Genomic DNA, 22915 nt, shown 5'->3' with positions numbered 1-22915 from the left:
AAATTTGGAATGGTGCGTTACGCGATGCTAACAGCACCCTACTTTTGTACTTTATTTAATCCACATCCCTTAGAATCTGTAAACTGAAAAATTATAATCCCATCTACCAAATTGAGTTTGGAAAAATACCTTTATCCCTTGTAGTTAACAGTTGAGGACTAACTGTTAATGATTTGCTGCGGATAAAAGTAACCAATTAAAGCTCACCAATCAAAATTAAAAGTCAAATTACTAAATTTACGGATAGAAATGAAATCTACAATGAAACCTACTAAGAACTTGGTGAAGAAATTTGCCCAATTTAGTTTAATTTTATCTTTAATGGTGGTAGCTGCAGCCTGTGGAGGAGGTGACAGTTACGACCAAACAGACAGTAACAGAGACAGTAACAGACAAGTAAACAGACAATCCGTGAGTGTAAGGAACGGTAAAGTTAACATTGATTGTTCCGGTTCTTCGGAAGGTACAACATCAACTACCACTGTTAACGGTCAAGAATACAGATGTGAAAACGGACGAGTAAGAAAAGTAAGATAAAACCTGGCAAATGTTATAGAATAAGTGCGCCACATTAAAAAGCACTCTATTAACTGCATTGAGTTTGCCAAATAGAACAGTAATACCAATTCAATCAGTCATTGCAACAGATTCTCCCGTAGAGACGCGACATGTTAACCTAGCGGTTACGCTGCGCTAACGCGTCTCTACATCTTAATTTCTATCTGTTATTAACTACTTAGCTAAGAAAAGCTCACACCAATTACCAATTACCAATTACCAAACCCCATAAATATGATAATTATTTAAATAAACATTACATGATCCAACAACCTCCAAAAAATGCTCTTATAAATTCAGTTTTCGGCTTGGGGTTGACCATTAGTTTTTTGACTATTAGTTTTATTTCGAGAGCAATTCCCGCTTTAGGTGAAATACCTCCAAATCAAGAATTAGATTTAAGTCCAGAAGTTATAAAAAACAGTCCTGTTTTACAACGTTGGCGAAAAAAAATACCAAACGTACTCGAAGATATTAGAAACGATCCCAGTTTTGTGACTAGATTTCGAGCAGGTTATTCACTTTATCCTGGAGAACAGTTTGGAGGAATCAATTTGGGAGTTGAGGATATATTTCTTGACTCTACCGGTTTAACTTTCAGTGGTGAATATCAAAGAACTTTTAACGGTAAGCGACAAGCATATGGTGCAGATTTAAGATATTATCTTCGTCCTTTAGGAAATTATGTAAATATTGCTCCTATACTGGGTTATCGCAATGTGGAAATAAATAGCGATCGCACTTCAGGAGTAAATATAGGAGTAAAGTTATTGTTGGTTTTATCCCGTAGTGGTGCAGCGGATATTTCTTTCTCCCAAAGTTGGGTAGCTCCCGGTAGTAGTGAGGAAGTAGGTTTAACTAGTATTTCATTTGCTTATGCTCTTACACGCAAAATTCGTCTATCTACTGATTTACAGCAACAAAATTCCCCGTCAGATAAAGATAGTCGAATTGGTGTAAGTTTGGAGTTTATACCTTAGGGAACATAGGATTGGAATTGAGTGTAGACGATTTTGGTAAAGAGGATTTCTTTAATAAACGGGAAATATCTTCGATTATGGTAGGGTATTCAGAAAAATCAAATTGTTTGAGTGATGTTGCTGTTGTGTAACCTAACTAAATGAAATTGGTCTAACCACATCAAATGTAATCGCCATTGCTGCAAGTTTATTTGTATCGACACCGCGCACCCCTGCTGGTAAGTTAACTCCTTCCACATTTAACCCACCACGGGTAGCAGTATCTAGATCTGTAAGTAATTTATCTGTTACATCTAAAACTTCATCTTCATCTGGAGCAACTGGTCCACGTGTTGTACCTCCCCTTTTAGCAATACCCTTAAGCACTTTGAGGGAGTTTCGCAGTGGGTCAGTACTAGCAATGATTAATGCTTCTGTCATCCCAAATGGTTCCCCAACACTTAACTTAAAGCCATCATTTTGAGTCGGGATTATCCGCTTTTCACCTGCTGCTAATAACGCTGCACCTTCGGAAACACTCCAATCATTAGGAAATATTACCGCCATTTCACCTGCTGCATCAATAACCAAAATACTAATGTAAAGGGGCGTAGATTCTTGATTTTTTAATTCAAATGCTACTTGCGTACCAATAGGTAGTTTAGGAATACCGTTCTCTGTAGTTACTGATAATTTTACAGGTGTGCTTTGATTCTTATCTTTGCTTACACCCCTGACTGGAAAAGTTTCACTGATTACTTTTTGGGTATCTGCAATGTTCATTGAAGCGGTAACTTTTATTTTTGAGGTATTGGTATTACCCAACATTTGTTTAACAATTCGTGCTGCTAAAAGCGATTTAAATTTAGGTGTTAGGCGTTTTATTGCTTGTGTAACTGTTTCTCCTGTATTTCCGAAAGATTTGGGGACAATTTCATCTAATGTTGCTAAAAATAATCCAAAACTACCTACCGATGGAAGATTTGGTATGGAACGTTTTTGTAATTCCCGATATCTAGCTTGAGTCATCACACCAAAGATATATTGCACTTCTTGTTGTCGCAGGGGTAAAGCTAGTACGCGGTTAACTTTTTGAAAGGCTTGTTTTGCTTGAGCAAAGGTATTACTGTCAAAAGTATCATCAAGTCCGATATTTAACTTGATATTGGCAGGAATACCCCGTATTTTTTCCTGCAACAAGGTTCCTGTTTGTAATTGTGGGGTGTCAATTAAGGTACCTTTCCCAACCAAACCCTGGCGGGATTCTAATTTTACTAGTCCTTTTCCTTTACCGTCAGCAACCGTAAAAATTGCATCTTTCTCAAACGCTCCGAGAGATTGGGAATCTACTCCACCCAGCCATAATTCTACTTTGTTGCCATTAACTTCAGTAATTACGGCTTCGGCATAGTTAGTTTTAAAAGGGGTAAAGTAAAGTGACGGGTTAGGCTGTTTTACATTTAATTCCAATTCTGGGATTTGACTATAACCTTTGCGATCAGAATATATATTAGTACTACGACTAACATCAACCAATATTCTTTTAACGGATTGATTTTTTGGTTGTTGCCACAGATACTGAGTAAACAAATAAGTAAATGCACCTGCGGAAAAATCATCGAAGGAAGCATCAAGCGCCAATTGTTCCCGTTTTGCAGAAGCTATAACAACTCCTTTTGCCACACCTTTGCGACGTAATCTAATAAAATCTTCATGAGAAAGATTCAAGCGTTTTAACCATTGACGCTGATATTCCAATTCATTGGGACTAACTTGTAATTGTTTCCCACCACTACGGGAACGGACTGCAAAGTTACCGCGTTTTGCACCACCAGAATGACAACTATCTAGTACAACAGTGACATTATCTGTTTTCAATGCATACATGAGTAAAAACAGCGTATGTCCCATTATGTCTTGCACCTTACCACCTTGAGAAGGATATCCTGCAGGGAATCCAGCATCAATAGGAACTAAAGTACCGTTAAGTCCATCGGGAGTATCTTTATCTGGATCTGCAACTTGCGAACCATGTCCGGAAAAGTGAAATACTACTACATCTCCAGGTTTCGCTTGTTTAATTAGATGTTCTTCAAATGCAGTCAGTATACCTTGACGTGTAGCTTGTGTGTCAGTGAGGGTAAGTATATCTTTGGGGTTAAAACCGAAGCGGTAAGTTAATAATTGTTTTTGTAATCTTACATCATTGACACAACCCTCAAGTGGACTTAATCCATTGTTGTATTGATTAATTCCTACGAGTAGGGCTAATTTGCGTCCGGTATTTTGTGCTAGGGTTTTTGCGTATTTATCCCCCTGTTGCATAATATCCAACTGACTGATACCAACTGTGGCTAATGCAGAACTAGCAAATTGGATAAAATTACGGCGTTTCATAGGATTTAGATTATAGATTTTCGATTATTTGATTATTTATATTTCTGGGTATTGTGGGGGATATGCAGTTTTGTAAAGGTAGATGTAAGCTTCATAATTTTAGGGACTTTCAAATAAAAAATATACCACTTATAAGGATGCACGGCGGTGTGCCCCTACACGTCATAAATAATGGTACAAATTATTTCTGAAAATCCCTTAGCCGTAAGGTTTATTCTTAAAAGTTTATTGTTACAAATTAAACTTTGACTAAAAATGCATACCCCCAAATACTAGGAGATATATATTAATTTGTAACTAATTAATCATTATAAACACGGATGAAAGCGAATAAAAAATATCAAAATAAGCTCCTGCATAGTCGAATAGTAACTAATAGTACCTTTGTTTTATTTATTTCCTTGTTCTTGTTATCACAATCAAATATTGCTAGTGCGGGGAATTATGAGTTGGAAATTGCTCAGCAATCGGTGACAAATAACCAAGATGCAACCCGTGCAAAGGCGCAAAGGTTGACTGTTGAAGGATTGAAATTATTTGAGCAGGGAACCCCTGAATCATTAAAACAGGCTATTAATAAATGGGAAAGAGCGCTGGAATTGTGGCAAAAATTGGGTGAAGATAAAAAAACGCTAATTATTATTACGGGGAGTATTGGTCATGCTTACCGCTCATTAGGAGATAAACAGCAGGCACTTAAATATTACAACCAAGTATTACTCCTGCAGCGAGAAATTGCAGATGAACCTGGTGAAGCATTAACTCTCTACAGCATTGCTAGTATTTACTACTCATCAGGAAAAATGCAGCAAGCACTCAACTTTTATAACCAAGCATTACTTATAATGCAGAAGGTTAATGATAAGAGTGCTCAAGCAACAACCCTCAATTCCATTGGTGCAGTCTATGATGATTTAGGAGATAAGCAGCAAGCACTAAAATTTTTCAATCAAGCACTACCTCTAAGACGGGAAGTTAAGGATAAAAATGGAGAAGCGCTTACCCTCAATAGGATTGGTAGTGTCTATGATGATTTAGGAGACAAGCAGCAAGCACTCGATTACTACAACCGAGCATTAACTATTAATCAGGAAATAAAGGATAAAGAAGGGGAAGCAATAACCCTCAACAATATTGGTGCGGTCTATTTCTCTTTAGGAGACAAGCAAAAAGCCCTTAAATTTTACAACCAAGCATTACCTCTAAGACGTGAAGTTGATGATAAAGAAGGGGAAGCAGCAACTCTCAGTAATATTGGTGCGGTCTATTTCTCTTTCGGAAATAACCAAAAAGCACTCGATTTACATAACCAAGGCTTATCGATAGTGCGAGAAATTAAGGATAAAAGTGGAGAAGCAGCAACTCTCAATGATATTGCTAGTATCTACTACTCATCAGGAAAAATGCAGCAAGCGCTCAACTTTTATAACCAAGCATTACTTATAAGACGAGAAATTGAAGATAAAAGCGGGGAAGCAGAAACTCTGATTAATGTTGGTACTGTCTATTCCTCTTTAGGAGATAAGGAACAAGCACTCAATTTTTATAACCAAGCATTACCTTTATTGAAAGAAGTCCAGAATAAAAGTGGTGAAGCCATAATACTTAACAATATTGGTCTTGTCTACTCAGATTTAGGAGACAAGCAAAAAGCACTCAAATTTTACGATCGAGCATTACCTCTACACCGAGAAGTTGAGAATAAAAGTGGACAAGCAACAACCCTTAATAATATTGGTATAGCTCACTTCCTTTTAGGAGATAAGCAAAAAGCACTCAAATTTTCCAATCAAGCATTACTTCTAAGCCGTGAAGTTGAGGATAAAAGTCAAGAAGCAACAACCCTCAATAATATTGGTAAAGCCCACTATGATTTAGGAGACAAGCATCAAGCCCTTAAATTTTATAATCAATCATTATCTCTAAGCAGGGAAGTTGAGAATAAAGGTCAAGAAGCAACAACGCTTCGTAATCTTGCTGACTTAGAACTCAAGCAAGGTAATCTCCAAAGTGCACTCAATAATAGTAAAGCCGCAGTCGATATTATTGAAGATTTACGTACTAAAGTCGATCGCGAAGATTTGCGTACATCCTACTTTGCAACAGTGCAGGATATTTATAAACTCCACGTCGATATATTGATGCAATTGCACAAGCAAAATCCATCACAAGGATACGATGCTCAAGCACTCAACGCCAGTGAAAAATCTCGTGCTAGGGGACTTCTAGAACTATTAACCGAAGCACGAACTGATATCCGCAAAGGTGCAAACCCCCAACTTTTAGCAGAAGAAAACCGCTTACAACAATTAATCAGTGCTAAAGATAAATTACGCTCCGGGATAGTTAACGATCGCAATAAAAGTAATGACCCAATTTCCAAAGCTGCTGCTAAGAGATTAGAAAAAGAAATCACCAATCACCTCAACGAATACAAGCAGCTGCAAATCAAGATAAAAAAAAGCAATCCCAAATACGCAGCGCTTAAATATCCCAAATCCCTAAATTTACCGCAAATTCAACAACAACTCGATAAAGATACCCTACTGTTACAGTATTCCTTGGGTAAAGAACGGAGTTATTTATGGGTGGTTTCTCCCAACTCTCTGAAAAGCTACGAACTTCCCAAAAAGTCAGAGATAGATAAAAGCGTCATCAATTTATTTTGTTTAATTAGCCAAAACAGTTCTAAACCACCTTCTGCGACTGGTAAAGAAAATTCTTGTGCAAACCTCAAAACTCGACGGATTGATTTAGCCGCAGAAGAATTAAGTAAACTTGTAATTGCACCGGTTAAAGATAGATTAGGGAAAAAACGCTTAGTTGTTGTCGCTGATGGTGCATTGCAATACATTCCCTTTGCAGCTTTAGCGGATCCGAATTCTTCTGTTAAAGAAGAAACTTACGAAGAAGAAAACACTCCGGGTGAGAATAGAAGTATTATTGTTACTCCAGTTAATCCAATATCAGAGAAATATTCTAATTACCCACCACTGTTAGTCAACCACGAAATTATTAACTTACCTTCAGCATCTGCGATCGCAATTCAACGTCAGGAAATCGCAAACCGGAAGCAAGCACCTAAAGCTTTAGCGATCCTCGCCGATCCAGTATTCAGCGCTACTGACAAGAGAGTGACAAATCAAGCCCAAAATAAGCACCTTCAAAATAAACAGTTCCAAAATAAGCAATTAAACCAACAAAATTCTCTAACCTTAGAACTAGAACGCTCAGCCCTCAAACGTTCTGCTGATACCCTTAATCGCCAAGGTTGGGGACGACTTCCCGGTACGCGTAAGGAGAGTGAAACACTTTTAGGACTCGTTCCAGAAACAAATCGCTTACAAGTGTTTGACTTTGACGCTAACTATACCTGGGCTACTAGCAGCAAACTCAATCAATTTCGTATTTTACACTTTGCAACCCACGGCTTTGTTAACGATGCAAACCCAGAGTTATCAGGTATTGTTCTCTCTTTGGTAAATCAACAAGGTAAAGATATTCGGGGATATTTGCGGTTAGGAGATTTATTTAACCTCGATTATCCTGCAGATTTAATTGTTTTGAGTGCTTGCGAAACCGGCTTAGGTAAAGAAATCCGAGGTGAGGGTTTAGTTGGTCTGACAAGAGGATTAATGTATGCAGGTGCAGAAAGATTAATGGTGTCGCTGTGGAAAGTTAGCGATGAGGGTACAGCAGTATTTATGCAGGAATTTTACAAGGAAATGTTGCAAAATGGTAAATCAGCAAATGAGGCGCTAAGAGTAACACAGTTAAAGATGTGGAAACAGGAAAAATGGCGCAATCCTAATTATTGGGCGGCTTTTGCGTTTTTGGGTGAGTGGCGTTAATCATAACTTTATCTCTAAATAAATACAAAAATATATTCTATGTAGAGACGTTGCATTGCAACGTCTATTTCAAATGCAACATCTCTTTGATGATAGGATTTTCTTCTCAGGCTTGCATTGATTTAAGTTTCGATATAGCAAATGACGCGATTCCCTTACGACCAATTTTCCAAAAATTATCTAGAAGAATTATTACAACCATTAGGAACAGTGCAGGTAGCTCGTGAAGTTGCAGGAGAAGTTCGAGAAATTGATGTTTGGTTTTCACCCAATCAATCTGTGAATCCGACAGAAGTTTCCCGATTGGGTTTATTAGGACGATTTACTGCAACACCTGCAATTTTAGAACCTTTTCGCAATGCTGCAACACCAACGGAAATATGTAGTTGCTTGCTAAAATTATTAGAGGTTCGTGGTGAATATGAGCGCGATGCAAAAAGGAACAAGCAACAATTAACAGAAATTAGCTTACCGATGTTGTGGATTTTGTCTCCCACTGCTTCCCAATCCGTATTGGAAGGATTTACAGCCGTCAGCGATAATGGTAAATGGGGAACTGGAATTTATTTTTTACCCAAATATTTACGGACAGCAATAGTAGCAATTCATCAATTACCGAAAACAAGAGAAACCCTTTGGTTAAGAATTTTAGGTAAAGGTAGAGTTCAAAATACAGCAATTGACGAATTGGAAGCACTTCCTACTGATGAACCATTACGTTCCAGAGCGCTAGAGTTATTATTCAGCTTAAAAACAACTTTAGAAGTAAGTCAAAATATAGATAAGGAGGATAGGGAATTAATTATGCGCTTATCACCACTTTACACCCAAAAGTTAGAAGAAGCTGAGCGACGTGGAGAAAGAAAAGTAGTAGAAACTTTGCTTAAAAGTCGTTTTGGCTCCTTAGATAACCAGTTATCAACAGTAATAGAACCATTACTATCTCTACCAACCGAAGAATTTACCCCTTTGCTGCTAAAATTATCTCGTGAAGAGTTATTAGAACGTTTTGGTAAGCAATAATCGTCATAACTCATAATTCATAATTATTGTAGAGACGTTGCATTGCAACGTCTCCATGCAACGTCTCCAACTGTGATTGTTACCCCCTTCTCTTAATAACCTTAATTATTTCTTCACAGCCCTAACTGCTGCATCAGCGTTAACAAGTCCACTACCAAAGAAAAATTGTTTCTCTGTGACCGAAGAAGGTATCAAACCTTTGTTAACCACATTACGATATGATTTCTTGTCTGGTTCGGAAATCTTCAAATTATCGTAACTTGCAGTAGATTTAAGGATATTAACTAATTGCTCGCGGTTCAATTTTCCATCGGTGTCTTCACCCTTCATTAAAGCTACAACCCCCGCAACTGCTGGAGAAGAGAAAGAAGTACCTTGCATCCACCAATATTTCCCTTTGAAATCAATTGTAGGAGACCAACGGGAGTTAGGAAAAGCTAAACCCTTCCAGAATTTATCCATCCAAGTTCCTCCAGTGGTGGGTATTCCCCCCAACCATCCAGCTGATGTACTCAAATCTCCACCTGGTGCAACTACATCTAATCCTTTACCATGATTACTGTAATAGGCGCGATCGCCAAATAAATTACTCGCACCAACTGATAAAATTCCACTGTATCCGGAAGGATAAGCAACTTGGGTATAGTTTGAATTACCGGATGATGCAACTATGACTAATTTGGGATTTTGCTGTAGTACTTGTGATAATGCAAATTCTTCCACATCTGTTGGTAGGGTTTTACCTAAACTCAAATTAATTACATCAGCACCACGATTCGCTGCATAACCCACAGCTTCAATATATGAAGATGGAGAAATACTTCCATTTAATCCAAATACTCGCACGGGTAAAATTTTGGCGTTGGGTGCTACTCCCCATATACCTTGGGAATCTTGACCTTGAGAGTTTTGGTTTTGGGAACTTTCAGGTTTTGCAGCAATAACTCCACTAACCAAAGTACCGTGAAATTCACCACCGACTTCAGAACGAATTTTCCGACGCAAATACTGTGCTAATTTTTGCTCAGAGGGTCGAAATCTTATTTGCTGTCGTATTTTTGGTGTTAAATATCGTCTAATTAATTCACGGTCAGATAACTTGAAAGTATCATGTAATTTCCTTTTTAAAGCATTAAGTTCTAAAGGACTGATACTGGTATCAGAATCACCAACTTCACAAGGCTTCTTACTGGTGCTTGGTTGGGAAAAATCCCATCCATAAATTTCTCCAGGACATTTATCTGTAGCCTCTACTTTATATAAACTATTTCGTAAGTCGGGATGATTCCATTGGATCAGACTATCAATTACTGCAACAACTACACCTTTTCCACCATTACTATTTTTCCAAGCTTCTGTGACATGCAAGTCAGTACGAGATGAATTTGATTTTGAGCTTGATTTTGATTTCAAATTTGATTTTGAACTTGATTTTGAGCTTGAACTTGAACTTGAATTTTCTGTAGTTTGTTGTTTCAGACAGTTTTGCAGAGCATTAAAGCCATTAATTTTTTGCGGTAAACATTCTTTGAGGGGAGTACTATTTAAATGCCACTGTAAGCCTAAATAATCTGTTTCAGTCTTCCCAGAATCTGTAACGTTAGTAGTTGTTTTGGTAATTGACTGGGTACTCAAATCATCATTGGAACCCTCGGAGTTTTGTTCTTCGATATTAATGAAGCTAGAAACAGACTGGAGAAAATTAGGTACAGCAGAAGTAATACCTTTTACTCCATCAAGTTTACTAGAAACATTTAATATATCTGTACCGGAAGCAACTGTTGATTTAACAATATAAATATTAGGGAAAAAACGTAGGGGACGAATAACTTCTAAGTTTTTTTGTTTGAGAATGGATTCTTTATTGCGATCGGAAATGTTTGCTTCAAATTTAACGATGATTTCGTTAGGTAAAACAATAGTATCTTGACTGTCAGCACGACTTAATATTGGTAAAGAAGTCTTGACGTAACTTTGATTTTGGATTTTCTTCTTAATATCAAAATTTTGATTACTAGTTAAAGTAACAAGGGCGTAATTTTTACCTAAAGGTTTAACTTGTATCTGGGGATTACCTCCACCACGAGTACGAGTACCTGTTTGTAAATCTTTTTCCAATTGGAGGTAAAGAGGATCGGGACTGCTACCGCGAGTACGAGTTTTCGGTAAAGGTTTAAATTCAACAGCAATCGCGTCTTTTTGTTGAGTTAAAGGAATGCGCTGTCCTTTATAAATGTAAAATAATTTCTCATTGTCTGATTCTACAGTTTGAGCAGAGGCAGGTTTATTAGAAGATATATAATAATTAACTGCAAATGGAAATATATTTGTTGAAGCCAAAATACTAACGGCAAAAAAAATTCTAGATACAGTACTTTTAAAATTCATAAGTGATCAGTTTCTGTTGAATAAGAAATTATGGAAGATTGATTTACACTTTATTGAATGGGAGAACAAAAGGTTTGTAATTTGTTTATAATTTTGTTCTTCCCGGACATTTTGAAAAAGAATAAGCTACGTAATTTACCAAGATAGTTACAAGTAAAATTGACACAACAACATTCAGGATCGGAAATTAAAAATTATAGTTAAGCATTACGTATCTGATTGATTAAATTACGCGATTTTTGAGCCCATTGTGTTTGACCATCTCGCTCAAAAAGATTAGTTGCAGTTTTCAGATCCTCAATAGCATTTTCCTTATTACCCAATGCACTGTTAGTAATCCCCCGGAAAAAATAGGCATAAGATAATGAATAATCAAATTCAATACATTGATCGAAGTCTGTTTTTGCTTGCTGATATTTTCCTAAAGCAAGGTAAGAAATTCCTCTACCAAGATAAGCATACTGGTTGTTTGGTTGAATTTTGATTACTTCGCTGAAAGCCTGAATTGCTTCAGAATATTTTTTTGCTTGAAGATACTCAATTCCTTTATTCAAATAGGCTTTTACCTTCTGGTTATTCTCTTGTGAATCCAGACTTTGTATTGAATTAAGTTGTAATTTTTCAATTTGTGGTTCCAATTCTAACTTGGGTAAAGTCTGAGCACTTACTTTTTGACTAAATACAATACAGCTTAATAAAACGATTGCGGATGTTACTTTTAAAAATTTCATTTGTATTTCTCCAAATAAATTGTTAGTACAGTTAATAAGTAATGGAAATCTATGGTAGATATGGCTTAATATACGTTCAAATATTCGTATATCTCTGGGTTTAAGGGGGTATGCAATTTTGGTTTGAGAAAATTTTTAATCCTTCTCACTTCCCCAACTTTTTATATCTCTGGGTATTTTGGGGGGTATGCAAAAATGGTGTCATATCATGTCCGATTAAATACTTATTATTTAGACTGTAAGAGAGCAGAGGTGCAGAGGAGAGGGGTCTCAGTTATTTTTTGCATAAATTACTATATCGTAAATAATTAAGCGTACTAGATATCATATAAATGTAGGTCTATTGCAATACCTCTATAAAGATTGTGGTTAGGGATGTGTTTTTCAAATCAATGAGAATTATTGCGAAAAAACATCCCATAATACAAGCATTTTTATGCCTACTTACTGTATACTTGAATTTACTTTGCTTCCCCTATTAACCCTCTTCTGTCACTTTCCGGGTATTATTAATAAGTCAATTAAAAAATAAAACTCTACAAGGCAGGTAGAGCAATGGATGTAGAATTACAAATCCTAAAACATTTACCAAGAGATGCACACCCAACAATCTCAGTTATAGATGAATATTGTGCTGGATATAGAGACTTGTTTAAAGAAGTAAGAAACTATGAGTGCTTCAAATATTTGCATTTGGGAATAATTTCACCTGTAAAGAGAAAATCATTACCAGAAATAGCTAGAGTTGTTGGCATAAATTCAGCACAGTCATTGCATCATTTTATAGCAAAATCTCCTTGGTCAGTAAATGATATAAAAGATAGAAGATTATCTCAAGTGCTCAAGGTATTAAACAGAAATGCAATAACTGTGGTAATTGATGAAACAGGAGATAGAAAGAAAGGTAAGAAGACTGACTATGTAGCTAGACAATATGCCCGGAAGCGTAGGGAAAGTAGATAACGAAATAGTTTCAGAAGAATGCTTATGGAGTTTATTGTAATATAACTTTTCCATTGATTGTAAAAGTATTCAAGCCCAAAGGAACTCTAAAACCAGAAGATAAATATAAAACTAAGATAGATTTAGCATCAGAAATTATTACAGAATTAATTGAATTAGAATTTAATACTGTAGGAATTTCCGTTGGGGTAACCTCTGCAGATGCTGCACCGACATTGCTTTGGACTCAAATTTTGGGAATGTTTTTGGGTAGATTAGAATTTTTTACTGTGTTTGTTGGTGTGGTGCGTTTGTTACGCGATACGCGCCCGATTTTTAACTAGTGCTCGACCACTAGTAACAAGATTAGGACATTAGTGAATCCTGTTTGCCCCACAGACACGCTAGCTATAGCTGCGCTAGCTACGGATCTGGAGCCGCTAGCTATGGATCGGAGCCGCTACTTTAGGTTTCGCTAACTTTGCAGACGCGCTAAAAGCTATGAATAGTAAATTTTCGACTCACATGTGGCGTTATATTTTTGGTAAACGAAACCAAAAACAAGAACCACCCTGTGGGCGGGGAGAATAACCAATTTTACCTCCCCAACGCTCAATTGTAATTCGACAAAAATACAGTCCTAAACCAGATTTACCCGATTTATCTTTTCCTTGATAAAACTTTTTAAATAAACTTTGAGTCAGTTCTGAGGGAACACCAGATCCTTCATCTTCCACAGTGACAACAATATATTGCTCATCTGCTTGTAAATTCACAGTTACATTAGAATCTGGAGAACTGTAGCGGAAAGCGTTCTCTAGCAAGTTTGAAATAACTCTTTCTAAACGAGAGCGATCGCCAACCACTTTCCAGTTAATATTTAAGTCAATATTAGCTGCAAGCTGAATGTTGATTTTATTGAGTGCAAAAGTTGGAGCTAGTAGTTCAATTACTTCCCGAGTAGTTGTCAGTACATCAGGTGAATTAATCGGATCGGTGTAGAATTGTTCTTGAGAGTTAACTTCTGAAGAAAAAGCACTAAGTATTTCCCTCAGGAGCATTTCCTGTTTAATTGATTGTTTTCTCCCAGCTTCTAGGCGCTTTCTACCTTTTGGCGTTAAGTTTTCTAATTCTAAAAGTGCTAAACAACAATTAATTCCACTTAATTGACCAGCTATATCGTGAATTAAGCAATGAATTAGTATTTCTTTTTTTTGGTTTTCTTTAATAAACTGTTGATAGTTAAGTTGATTTTCCCTAGCTTTCTGAATGAATGATTGTTTCTCTTGGTAAGTATCTTCAAGTAATTCAACTAATAATATTTTGTGCTGCTCGATTATCGCTTCGTGCATCCCCTGTGGGGATATCGCAATTGCAGATGCTTCTAAATAACATTCCGTTCCCAGTAAATCTTGCTGAATCCAAAAGCCAGATTTAAGCGGTCGATTGCGAGGAGCTAACCAAAACTCTTCAGCATCAATTAAAAAATTTTCTAAAAAGGGAAATTCTTCTTGAGGAATAAATATTTTTTTACCAGTATTTATATTGCGTTCGCAGAAGCGGGTCAACCAATTTGGTACAGTTCCAGTAACTCTAAATAAGCCGATATCTAGTCTCTCTAATACTAGGATATCTAAGGCGGCGAAGATATCAGCTGTAATCGAATTTGTCATAGTTCTTTTATGCCGCAATTGCAGAATCAGAGCATTCTGATATTTGTACAGATGTTAATCATAGAGAAGTTAATTGATAACTATAATTTATGTTTTTATAGTTCATCTTTATTTGGTTCATATTTTTTATAATTTCTTTTCTTTGTATTCTAGGTATGTTTTAATATTCTACGAAAATTTTCTTCGATCAATTTGGAACTATTGATCTGCTGTTGAATCCTTCTAATATGGGTCTCATCCCACATCGCATCTAAAAATATCACCCAATCACCTTGTTTGGAAGGGAAAAGATGTACGTCTGCACAAATTCCTTTTTCAGTCTTCACACAGGGTAAGAATAAGGGGAAATCATCCAAAGGTAATAATCCTTCCAAAAAAAATACTTGTTGACCGATATCTTTACCTCGTTGTAAATCTGTTATTCCATAAACTGATAATTGTCCTCCCCAATCAGATAAGCAAGCTTGTTTATTAGTTAAAAGGTAAGCAAGCGAACGATTTACGACCGTAAAATTAATGATGTAGTCTGTAACATCTGTGGGGATTTCTATCATTTATTCCTCCAACATTTTCTGTACCAATGTTTGAAAAATATCTTCAACTCCCAGACCATTTTTAGCACTGGTCTCGATCGTAGTCCATCCCCTTTGAGTTAGACTAGTTACTTCGTCTCGATCTATTTCCCACTCATCTTGCAAGTCAGATTTATTGAGTACGAGAATAAATGGTTTTTTCCCAATTGTTGCTTCTACTCTTTGCTGCAAATCTAAAGCTTTTTCTAAAGTCTGATTGCGGGTACCATCAACAACAACAAGATATCCAGATGAACCTCGCAGGTAAGAAAGTCTGAGTTTTTGAAAATCATCTTCTCCATAAAGGTCCCAGATAATCAAATTAAGATCCCGACCTTGAATGTTCAATAATTTTTTATCTATTTTTACACCTACAGTTGTGAGATATTTTTCTGAAAAAATACTATAAACAAACCGCGAAACTAAACTAGTTTTACCCGTTGCAAATGCACCAACCATACAAATTTTTTTCTGGAGCATATTGACATACTCCTCTATTCTTTGGTATCCGTAATCGAAACTTTAAAGGATACCCTTATATTTGCTTTTGCCATATCTTCTTGTGTATTTATTTTTATAGATTGATTTTTTAGAGGTCGGGCTGAACCAACACCAATTGTGCGAATCTGACGAATTTGAATTTCTTTATCATCAAGATATCTCAGAATTTTTTTAGCTCTATTTTCACTAAGAATAATATTTGTTTTTTCATCTCCTTTTGTATTCGCATGTCCAATTATTCGAACGCGTGCTGTACGATTTAAGCTTTGGGCGGTAGTGAATAGTTTTTGGAAATTAAGTTTGAGCTTTTCTAGTTTCTTACCCTGATTTGGTAATAAATTGGTCGTTCCTTCTTCAAATAAAATCTTCGTTTGTTCGATATCTAGTTTGGATGAATTTAATTGATTGAGTTCGCTAGAAATAAGATTTACATCGTCAAGTTTATTTATTCCAGGAATAAAACTCCATAGTTGTCTCAACTTTAAAATCCATTCATGTGATGCTGAACCCTTCGCTTGAAGCAAGCCATTTTCATTGACTTGTAAAGATGTTGTGTCTGGTGGTTCGAGTATTTTTTTTGCTCTTCGGGTCATTAATTCAGCTTCAAGAGATTGGTAAGCTTTCAATTGGAAAACAACTTCCTTGGGAGCAAAATTTACTTTTTGGAGTAAAGTTTTAGGTTCAACTGCTAATGGATCGCGCATTCCTGAAACTATAAATTTACCACCTTGCTGTTCACTTTTGATAACTACAATACCTGGTTGCTCATTTAGTTCTGTAATTAAAGAGTTTCGACGAACTAGATCTCTAATTGCAAAAAAGCTGAAAGTTCCCAAGATTGCTGCTATTATCCCTAAAAATATCCAAGCATAAGTATATTTTTTTTTGCTTTCAGATTTGTAGTGAGACCTCAGACAAGCTTCTAAATAAGGTTTACTTGTAATAAAAGTATCGGTTTCACCATCAAAATCATTTAACTCATCTGTGAACTTGAGATGGACTTTTTCTAAAGCTTCCTGAAATACTGAACGCAATTCCTGTGGTGCGTTCCCCCGCATTACTCCTGCAACTAAACCCAATGGACCTTCTTCAATCCAGATATTGAGTTCTCCTAATTTTAGGGATTGTAAACCATTTCCCCGAGCAACATTAAAGGAATCCTCAACAAAGTCTTCTATTGCTGTTAGCATCGCCGAAACAAGTTCTGGGTCCTGGGTTGCTACCTGTGGAGCTACTACATGTTGCAATAGTAAACCCGTTTTTTTATGGATTAAGAATACTTGTTCTACCCGAAAAATTAAAGTCCGCAGCAAAACAATTTCTGCAAATGACTTACCAGTACGTTTTGCTTCCCATCTCCACTTGAAACTTTCCGGCGATAAACTATGCTCCAAGGTTTGATTTAAAGATTGAATCATCTCATCTAAAGCAGTTGCAATCGCCTTGCGGGTAGCTGGAGCAACAATTGGGAAAATAACTTCGGAAAGGGTGTTAATATCTTGCTTTACCGAACCTTGGATCGCATCTTCAACCGTGCGTATCATTGCTTCTCCCAGTTGTCGATCCTGCTTAGATCGCAATACTACTGCTTCCGGAAGCAACTTGCTCACATCTTCTGGTTGAATTTCGGGGTTTTCGAGTCTTTTGTACAAATTATTCAGTTTGGATTGTTCGATCCCCAAAAGCAAAAGCCGAAGTTCGTTAAGTTCGTTACTATCTAAATCGTGATGATTATTTGGAGATTTTTTCCCCAACTCATTCATCGAATAGTCACTCACTACTTAACCCCCCGATTTGCCAAGCTTTTCTAATCACCTTGTATACTGTGTGTCTCAAAAATATTACGATAATATTGCAGCGTTGAAATATTTATGCAATAGTAATTATGCATGCAAACAGCGCAAGCATATAAAGAGGATAAGCATTTAAGAAACAAAATTTAAGAAACAAGCATTATTTAACTTAAATACTTATTTTTGTGAATTTAATTGAATCGCAAGTTCTGCAAATAAAGCTGCTAAAGTATTGCGGTCAGTTTTTTGATTGCGCAATTCCTGGTTTTCTCTTTGTAACAAATTTAAAATTTCTTCATATTTTTCCCGAATATCATCTTGGAGAGTCTTAGATTGTTGAAGAATTTGTTCGCGCAATTCTCTCTGATTACTGGCGGTCTCTTCATCAAATTGTGTCAGTTTATTTTCTAAAGAATTAGTAATATTTTTATATTCTTCGTTTAATCCATTTACTGCTGTTTCTCGTTCACTTTGTTCTGTTTTTAATCTTTGGGCGATCGAGTCAATTTCTTGTTTTATATATGCTTCTAGGGCGTCGAGACGTTTATGGGATTCCGAACGCAATCTCAGACATTCTCGTTCTATTTTTTCTTCCATGCGAGCAAATCTTTGCTCCACATCCTGTAATTGTTTACCAAATAAAATATCTCTAACTCTAGCTAAATTATTGTTATCGCTAATAGTTGAATCTTTCAATTCAGACTTTTGATTATCCGAAATTAATTCTGCTAATTGTGGAGTGAGGTTGTTGGTAGTACTTAGTTGAATTTCTGGAGGATTCATAATTATGTATTCCTTTATAATTTAAATAGATTGTAAAGTGCTTCCATTAAATATCTTAGCAAGGTCTTAATCTAAGAGTAAAAGAACACTTAAATATCACTTCATAAGGTATAAACTTAACTAATTACAATAGATATCATTTTCCCCAAGAATAAAATTAAAAGATTTAAATAAGAAATTCTAAAGTAAAAAATTACCTGAGAATATTTATCCTAGTGAAAGGTGATTGGTAGAAATAGATGCTTTAAGTTTATTGAATTTATTCAACAATAAATTTTAATTAAGGCAGTAAAACACCTACCAAAGACAAGAGTAGAATTTATGACTATATTATTCGTGATGACAAATAAAGGAAGTAGTGGTACCAATGCATCCCAATAAATTTCGATACGATTGCATTACACCTTGATATTACCGTAAAATCCTATTAAGTCCTATACCACAGTATTGACTCTTTGTATACTACCGACTAAATAATATTAATTACCTTGAAGATTTTTACACTTCCTTGATAAGAGTGAACATGGAAAGATTCAGAGAGTTTATATTTAGCAGTATTTTTTGAAAATTATATAGAAATAGCGATTCTAATTTTTCACAAGAGAATAATTAGCAGTGTTCAAAACCTAGGAAAACGAAGAACAGGGAATAAAATTATTTGAGTTTAAAAAATGTAAGTAGGTTAGGAATGTGGATTAAATAAGGTACAAAAGTAGGGTGCTGTTAGCATCGCATAACGCACCATTCCAAATTTCAGAATTGTAGGTTATTAAATTCTCATGCCCTAGTAAGAAAAATCATAAATTGTTTGTCATAGTGCTAGCTGTATCAGTGTAGGAACTAGTCTAAAGTCCAGTAAAATAACTTAAAACCTATAAGAGTGCTAATGGCAAATATCCGTTATGCCACAATTAACGACCTCGCTGCTATTGTGAAAATTTACAATGCTTCTATCCCGAGTCGTATGGCTACAGCTGATTTAAAGCCAGTTTCTGTCAACAGTCGTCGTGGTTGGTTTGAGTTACATTCCCCAACCAAACATCCCATTTGGGTTATAGAAGTTAATGATATAGTTGCTGGGTGGTTAAGCTTTCAGTCATTTTATGGGCGTTCTGCCTATGATGGTACTGCAGAACTTAGTATTTATATCGCCTCAGAACATCATCGTCAGGGTTTAGCAAAGCAACTATTAGGGAAAGCTGTTAAATATGCTCCCAACTTGGGTTTACAAAGTCTCCTTGCCTTTATTTTCGGTCATAACCACCCGAGTTTGAACTTATTCACACAATTTGGTTTTCAAACTTGGGGAAGATTACCACGGGTTGCATTGATGGACGGTATTGAATATGACCTAGTAATTATGGGTTTGCGAGTTGACTCCTAATCTTTAAGCTTGAGGTGATTGGGGAAATTTGTCTGTCCTCCTGTTTGCTCGCTATAAGTTGTGAAAATAACAATTAGCGTATAAAATGTGTTGTTTACTTTATTACTCTGAAGTACGCACTTGACAGCACTCGGGAGGTTGCTAGATGAACATCAAGACAATATTCATGCTTTTACTGTTGGGTATAGGGACTTTTACCATAGCATGTAGATCTACTAATGATGTTCGTAAAAGTGTTGTAAAGAGTGACACTACAACTCAAGAAATTACTCAAACTGATAATGAAGCCTCGGTTTCAAATTGGGAACCAGAAAAGAAAATCGAATTTATAATCATGGCTGGTAAGGGTGGTGGAGCGGATAAAATGGCTCGGTTCATACAAAAAATTATTGAGGACAATAAATTATCATCTCAACAGTTTGTCCCCATTAATAAACCCAATAATTCCGGTGCTGAAGCTTTACAATATTTGCAAAATTTAGAAGATAAGAACCATACGGTCTTAGTAACCTTGAACAGCTTTTATACTACTCCTCTACGTAAACCAGAACTAGGTATTGATATTTATAGTTTTACTCCTATTGCTCGCATGGCGGAAGATTCTTTTGTTTTGTGGGTTCATAAAGATAGTGGAATCAATAATTTAGAAGAGTTTGTAAAAGCAGCAAAAACCACTGGTGAAAAATGGCAAATGGCTGGTACTGGTAAAGGACAAGAGGATCAAATCATTACTAATTTTTTAAACAGTAGTTATGATTTGAATATTAGCTATTTACCTTTTAAAGGTGGTGGTGCTGTTGCAAAGCAGTTAGCGAACAAACAAGTGAACTCGACGGTGAATAACCCCTCTGAAGCTTTGAGTTTTTACGAAAAAGGTATTTTCACCCCACTTGCTGTTTTTACTGCAGAGCGCTTAGCTAGATTTCCTGATACGCCAAATTTTCAGGAAAAGGGTCAAGATTTTGATTATGACATGCAGCGGAGTATAGTTGGTCCTCCGGGGATGAGTAAAGAAGCTGAAATTTATTACCGAAACTTGTTCAAGAAAGTATATGAATCTTCAGAATGGCAAAAGTATATGAATGATAAAAGTCTCAAAGGTAATATTATTTTTGGTGATTACCTGAAGAGCTACTGGAAGTTTCAAGAAGAGAAGCACAAACAGCTACTGAAGAAAGCAGGGGAAATTAAATAGAGAATAAAATGTACTGGTTGCATAGTTGCGCCCTTATCTAGCACTCGAAACAATTGAAACTTTATTTCCAACTCAACACGAACCAATGCCAGAAGCCCCACTGGTACAAGAGTGTACGATTTTAAACCATTTTATAGAGGTTCATTCGTGGCGCTAGCCGCGCGTCTTCCAAGGTTACAGTAATTGGGGCAATAAGCATAAAACAAGTTTTGGCTGTTATGACTTTAAACGGTTCGATGAACGGAAATGCATTTAAAGTTTTTGTAGAAAAGTGTCTACTTCCCCAACTATGGAAAGGTGCTGTTGTTGTAATGGATAATCTTCCAGCCCATAAAGTTGTAGAAATCGAACCCTTGATTCAATCTGTTGGTGCAAGTGTTTTTTATCAGTCCCCTTATTCTCCTGACTTTAATCCAATAGAACATTGGTGGTCACAACTCAAAGCTTTTTTGCGTCAATTCTCTCCAACCAATTCGAGGATGGTTGATGTTCTGATTAGAACTGCCCTCGATTTAGTCAATCCCAAGCATTTAAAAAACTGGTTTACCAACTGTTGTTACTGTACCTCATAAATCTGCAATACGCTGTAAGTGGGGTCGCAATTTGTTTCGTAGTAGATTAACCTGATTCATGAGGCTATGATTACTGAAGCCTTGTCGATTTAGCGTGCCGTCCTCGTTCAACACAAAACGAATTGCGTCGTCTAAATTCTTCCAATTGTCACGCCGCTGTGAAACTGGATAATCTGTATCAACTTCGAAGATGCCATTGATGACCTTGTCAATGTAGTAGCGAATAGGACTAGAGCGGAACAAAAAAGTCGCATCTAAGTCGGAAAGCCTACGAACGAGGTCAATGATTCTGTCTGCATCAGTAGCATCCTTGAGATTCTCGCGAATCCAATTGAAACTGTGTCGATAGTATAAAGTAGCCTCCTTCAATATGTTCGCTGCACTTCCAAATCTAGGATGAGTGTGGAGGCGTTCAAGTGGTGTAGTGCTCATGTTTTGTTTCATAAAGTGGGTCCTGCTCCTTTGGGGGAGCAGAACCCAAATTGGTTAGCCTTGCTCTTTGTTAAGCTCGTTTAGGTCGATGCTAATTGTTTTCGGCTCGTCACCAGCGACTTTGTCATCTGGGCTTACATATCCCTCTGGTGGAGGTGGTGAGCAATGGTGGTGCACCACCAGATTTAAGGGACGATACTTCTGTTTGTGCTCCTCTGCGGTGAGAGGTGACTCAGCACCGTCATCTTCATATTTGATGATCAGTTCTTTAATTCTTACTGACATGGTTTTCCTTTCTATTTGTTTTTTGTTCTTTTTGTTTCTCTCGGTCTCGTGACCAAAAATTTTTTGCCCAACTATTTATTATACGCAAATTTTACGTATAATATTTTTCTGGACTCTAATATATCATGCATTACAACAAACTCCTGTTTGAGTATACGAAAAACTTCTTTTTTACCCTATTTTTGGGTATTATACTGAATTTTTCTGTGTAACACATCAGTACAGATAAAAGCTTGTAAAGCGAAGCATTAAAGAGATTTTATCTAAAAATAGCGTTGCATAAATGCGGAAAAATCATCCAAAAATAGGTGTTTTTATATACCTTAAACAACAAAGTGATAATCGAATAAAATATTTAAGTATATCCACGAATTTGGAGTAATATAATGTTTTTGGTTGTGCATCAAACAAGTGTGGAAGTGATATAATAGTGTACAGAAAATAACTATTATTATCTATGGAATGCCCTCTGTGTGGTCATCAAAAGACACATAAGCATGGAAAAACTAGTAAGGGAAGTCAACGGTATTATTGCCCAGTCTGCAAACAAAGTTTTACAGATACTTTTGATACTCTTTATTACCGCCGACAAGTGGAACCAGAAAAAATTCAAATGGTGTTACAGGCTCATTGGAAGACGCGCGGCTAGCGCCACGAACAGAAGGGAGTAGTTTGAGAGGAGTAAGCCGAACAACAAGTCTGGCTCATAACACAGTAGTTGATATCATTAGAAAAGCTTCTGTTAAGGCAATACCTTCGCCAATTTACGAGGGTGAGTTGATGTGTAAACTCCCATTTCTCCGATGCTTGGCAAAAACAATAAGTCCTAAAAATTCCTTCACAGTTTTACGCAAAGCTATTTTTAACGTGTTGCTT

At 36.4% G+C, this 22915-nt stretch carries 16 protein-coding genes and 2 pseudogenes; 9 read left to right on the top strand and 9 right to left on the bottom strand.

Annotated elements, in window-relative coordinates:
- The first annotated feature begins 261 nt into the window (after window positions 1-261).
- Both QNJ50_RS23450 and QNJ50_RS23445 read left to right on the top strand, forming a co-directional pair.
- Window positions 262-537, top strand: coding sequence for a hypothetical protein (locus QNJ50_RS23450; protein WP_300640317.1), 276 nt, complete (start codon window positions 262-264; stop codon window positions 535-537).
- A 281-nt stretch (window positions 538-818) separates the two neighbouring features.
- On the top strand, window positions 819-1538 hold the full coding sequence (locus QNJ50_RS23445; RefSeq protein WP_300640314.1) for a hypothetical protein: 720 nt from the start codon (window positions 819-821) through the stop codon (window positions 1536-1538).
- Between the two features lie 132 nt (window positions 1539-1670).
- Here QNJ50_RS23445 and QNJ50_RS23440 read toward each other — a convergent pair whose 3' ends face one another.
- Window positions 1671-3914, bottom strand: coding sequence for a caspase family protein (locus QNJ50_RS23440; RefSeq protein ID WP_300640311.1), 2244 nt, complete (start codon window positions 3912-3914; stop codon window positions 1671-1673).
- 320 nt (window positions 3915-4234) lie between these two features.
- Between QNJ50_RS23440 and QNJ50_RS23435 the strand changes: the two genes are divergently transcribed.
- Entirely contained in the window at window positions 4235-7765 is a 3531-nt protein-coding gene (locus QNJ50_RS23435) for a CHAT domain-containing tetratricopeptide repeat protein (RefSeq protein WP_300640309.1), read from the top strand.
- 141 nt (window positions 7766-7906) lie between these two features.
- Window positions 7907-8788 carry a hypothetical protein gene (locus tag QNJ50_RS23430; RefSeq protein WP_300640306.1) on the top strand — a complete coding sequence of 294 codons (882 nt, stop codon included), beginning with the start codon at window positions 7907-7909 and terminating at the stop codon, window positions 8786-8788.
- A gap of 105 nt (window positions 8789-8893) precedes the next feature.
- On the opposite strand, the gene QNJ50_RS23425 is transcribed toward QNJ50_RS23430, so the two are convergent.
- Together QNJ50_RS23425 and QNJ50_RS23420 are read right to left on the bottom strand one after the other, a co-directional pair.
- Window positions 8894-11176 (bottom strand): S8 family serine peptidase, encoded by a 2283-nt coding sequence (locus QNJ50_RS23425; protein WP_300640303.1) that lies wholly within the window; start codon window positions 11174-11176, stop codon window positions 8894-8896.
- Between the two features lie 200 nt (window positions 11177-11376).
- On the bottom strand, window positions 11377-11907 hold the full coding sequence (locus tag QNJ50_RS23420) for a tetratricopeptide repeat protein (protein WP_300640299.1): 531 nt from the start codon (window positions 11905-11907) through the stop codon (window positions 11377-11379).
- 555 nt (window positions 11908-12462) lie between these two features.
- Between QNJ50_RS23420 and QNJ50_RS23415 the strand changes: the two are divergent.
- Window positions 12463-13025: pseudogene (locus QNJ50_RS23415) on the top strand (transposase); the annotation flags it as partial.
- A gap of 357 nt (window positions 13026-13382) precedes the next feature.
- Here QNJ50_RS23415 and QNJ50_RS23410 read toward each other — a convergent pair.
- The 5 genes from QNJ50_RS23410 to QNJ50_RS23390 all read right to left on the bottom strand — a co-directional run bounded on the left by QNJ50_RS23410 (window position 13383) and on the right by QNJ50_RS23390 (window position 18171).
- Window positions 13383-14522: a HAMP domain-containing sensor histidine kinase gene (locus QNJ50_RS23410; RefSeq protein ID WP_300640296.1), complete on the bottom strand. Its 1140-nt coding sequence runs from the start codon at window positions 14520-14522 to the stop codon at window positions 13383-13385.
- Between the two features lie 149 nt (window positions 14523-14671).
- Window positions 14672-15076, bottom strand: coding sequence for a hypothetical protein (locus QNJ50_RS23405; protein ID WP_300640293.1), 405 nt, complete (start codon window positions 15074-15076; stop codon window positions 14672-14674).
- Window positions 15077-15574, bottom strand: a complete 498-nt coding sequence (locus tag QNJ50_RS23400; RefSeq protein WP_300640290.1) for a Rab family GTPase — start codon at window positions 15572-15574, stop codon at window positions 15077-15079.
- 14 nt (window positions 15575-15588) lie between these two features.
- Window positions 15589-17373, bottom strand: a complete 1785-nt coding sequence (locus tag QNJ50_RS23395; protein ID WP_300640287.1) for an OmpA family protein — start codon at window positions 17371-17373, stop codon at window positions 15589-15591.
- A 192-nt stretch (window positions 17374-17565) separates the two neighbouring features.
- Window positions 17566-18171: a hypothetical protein gene (locus QNJ50_RS23390; RefSeq protein ID WP_300640284.1), complete on the bottom strand. Its 606-nt coding sequence runs from the start codon at window positions 18169-18171 to the stop codon at window positions 17566-17568.
- Between the two features lie 886 nt (window positions 18172-19057).
- Here QNJ50_RS23390 and QNJ50_RS23385 point away from each other — a divergent pair.
- The 3 genes from QNJ50_RS23385 to QNJ50_RS23375 all read left to right on the top strand — a co-directional run bounded on the left by QNJ50_RS23385 (window position 19058) and on the right by QNJ50_RS23375 (window position 21322).
- Complete coding sequence (locus QNJ50_RS23385) at window positions 19058-19555, top strand: GNAT family N-acetyltransferase (RefSeq protein WP_300640281.1); 498 nt, start codon at window positions 19058-19060, stop codon at window positions 19553-19555.
- A 145-nt stretch (window positions 19556-19700) separates the two neighbouring features.
- Window positions 19701-20750, top strand: coding sequence for a tripartite tricarboxylate transporter substrate-binding protein (locus tag QNJ50_RS23380; protein ID WP_300640278.1), 1050 nt, complete (start codon window positions 19701-19703; stop codon window positions 20748-20750).
- A 143-nt stretch (window positions 20751-20893) separates the two neighbouring features.
- The gene (locus QNJ50_RS23375; protein ID WP_300640320.1) at window positions 20894-21322 is read left to right on the top strand and encodes a transposase; all 429 of its coding nucleotides are present in this window, start codon (window positions 20894-20896) and stop codon (window positions 21320-21322) included.
- A 486-nt stretch (window positions 21323-21808) separates the two neighbouring features.
- On the opposite strand, the gene QNJ50_RS23370 is transcribed toward QNJ50_RS23375, so the two are convergent.
- A complete protein-coding gene (locus tag QNJ50_RS23370) occupies window positions 21809-22039 on the bottom strand; it encodes a hypothetical protein (protein WP_300640275.1) in 231 nt (76 codons plus the stop codon).
- Between the two features lie 457 nt (window positions 22040-22496).
- Between QNJ50_RS23370 and QNJ50_RS23365 the strand changes: the two are divergent.
- Window positions 22497-22780 (top strand): annotated as a pseudogene (locus QNJ50_RS23365) (IS1 family transposase); the annotation flags it as partial.
- Window positions 22781-22915 lie beyond the last annotated feature (135 nt).

The organism is Mastigocoleus sp. MO_188.B34 (genome assembly GCF_030065675.1).
GTDB lineage: Bacteria > Cyanobacteriota > Cyanobacteriia > Cyanobacteriales > Nostocaceae > Mastigocoleus.
The sequence above is the reverse complement of the archived record's forward strand: the minus strand, read 5'-3'. Positions and strand labels throughout refer to the sequence as shown.

What these genes read in the sequence shown, in the direction of transcription:
- QNJ50_RS23445 (WP_300640314.1), top strand. Translation starts at nt 819, where the DNA reads ATGATCCAACAACCTCCAAAAAATGCTCTTATAAATTCAGTTTTCGGC.
- QNJ50_RS23405 (WP_300640293.1), bottom strand. Translation starts at nt 15,076, where the DNA reads ATGATAGAAATCCCCACAGATGTTACAGACTACATCATTAATTTTACG.
- QNJ50_RS23440 (WP_300640311.1), bottom strand. Translation starts at nt 3,914, where the DNA reads ATGAAACGCCGTAATTTTATCCAATTTGCTAGTTCTGCATTAGCCACA.
- QNJ50_RS23450 (WP_300640317.1), top strand. Translation starts at nt 262, where the DNA reads ATGAAACCTACTAAGAACTTGGTGAAGAAATTTGCCCAATTTAGTTTA.
- QNJ50_RS23385 (WP_300640281.1), top strand. Translation starts at nt 19,058, where the DNA reads ATGGCAAATATCCGTTATGCCACAATTAACGACCTCGCTGCTATTGTG.
- QNJ50_RS23370 (WP_300640275.1), bottom strand. Translation starts at nt 22,039, where the DNA reads ATGTCAGTAAGAATTAAAGAACTGATCATCAAATATGAAGATGACGGT.
- QNJ50_RS23400 (WP_300640290.1), bottom strand. Translation starts at nt 15,574, where the DNA reads ATGCTCCAGAAAAAAATTTGTATGGTTGGTGCATTTGCAACGGGTAAA.
- QNJ50_RS23435 (WP_300640309.1), top strand. Translation starts at nt 4,235, where the DNA reads ATGAAAGCGAATAAAAAATATCAAAATAAGCTCCTGCATAGTCGAATA.
- QNJ50_RS23390 (WP_300640284.1), bottom strand. Translation starts at nt 18,171, where the DNA reads ATGAATCCTCCAGAAATTCAACTAAGTACTACCAACAACCTCACTCCA.
- QNJ50_RS23420 (WP_300640299.1), bottom strand. Translation starts at nt 11,907, where the DNA reads ATGAAATTTTTAAAAGTAACATCCGCAATCGTTTTATTAAGCTGTATT.
- QNJ50_RS23410 (WP_300640296.1), bottom strand. Translation starts at nt 14,522, where the DNA reads ATGACAAATTCGATTACAGCTGATATCTTCGCCGCCTTAGATATCCTA.
- QNJ50_RS23430 (WP_300640306.1), top strand. Translation starts at nt 7,907, where the DNA reads ATGACGCGATTCCCTTACGACCAATTTTCCAAAAATTATCTAGAAGAA.
- QNJ50_RS23425 (WP_300640303.1), bottom strand. Translation starts at nt 11,176, where the DNA reads ATGAATTTTAAAAGTACTGTATCTAGAATTTTTTTTGCCGTTAGTATT.
- QNJ50_RS23380 (WP_300640278.1), top strand. Translation starts at nt 19,701, where the DNA reads ATGAACATCAAGACAATATTCATGCTTTTACTGTTGGGTATAGGGACT.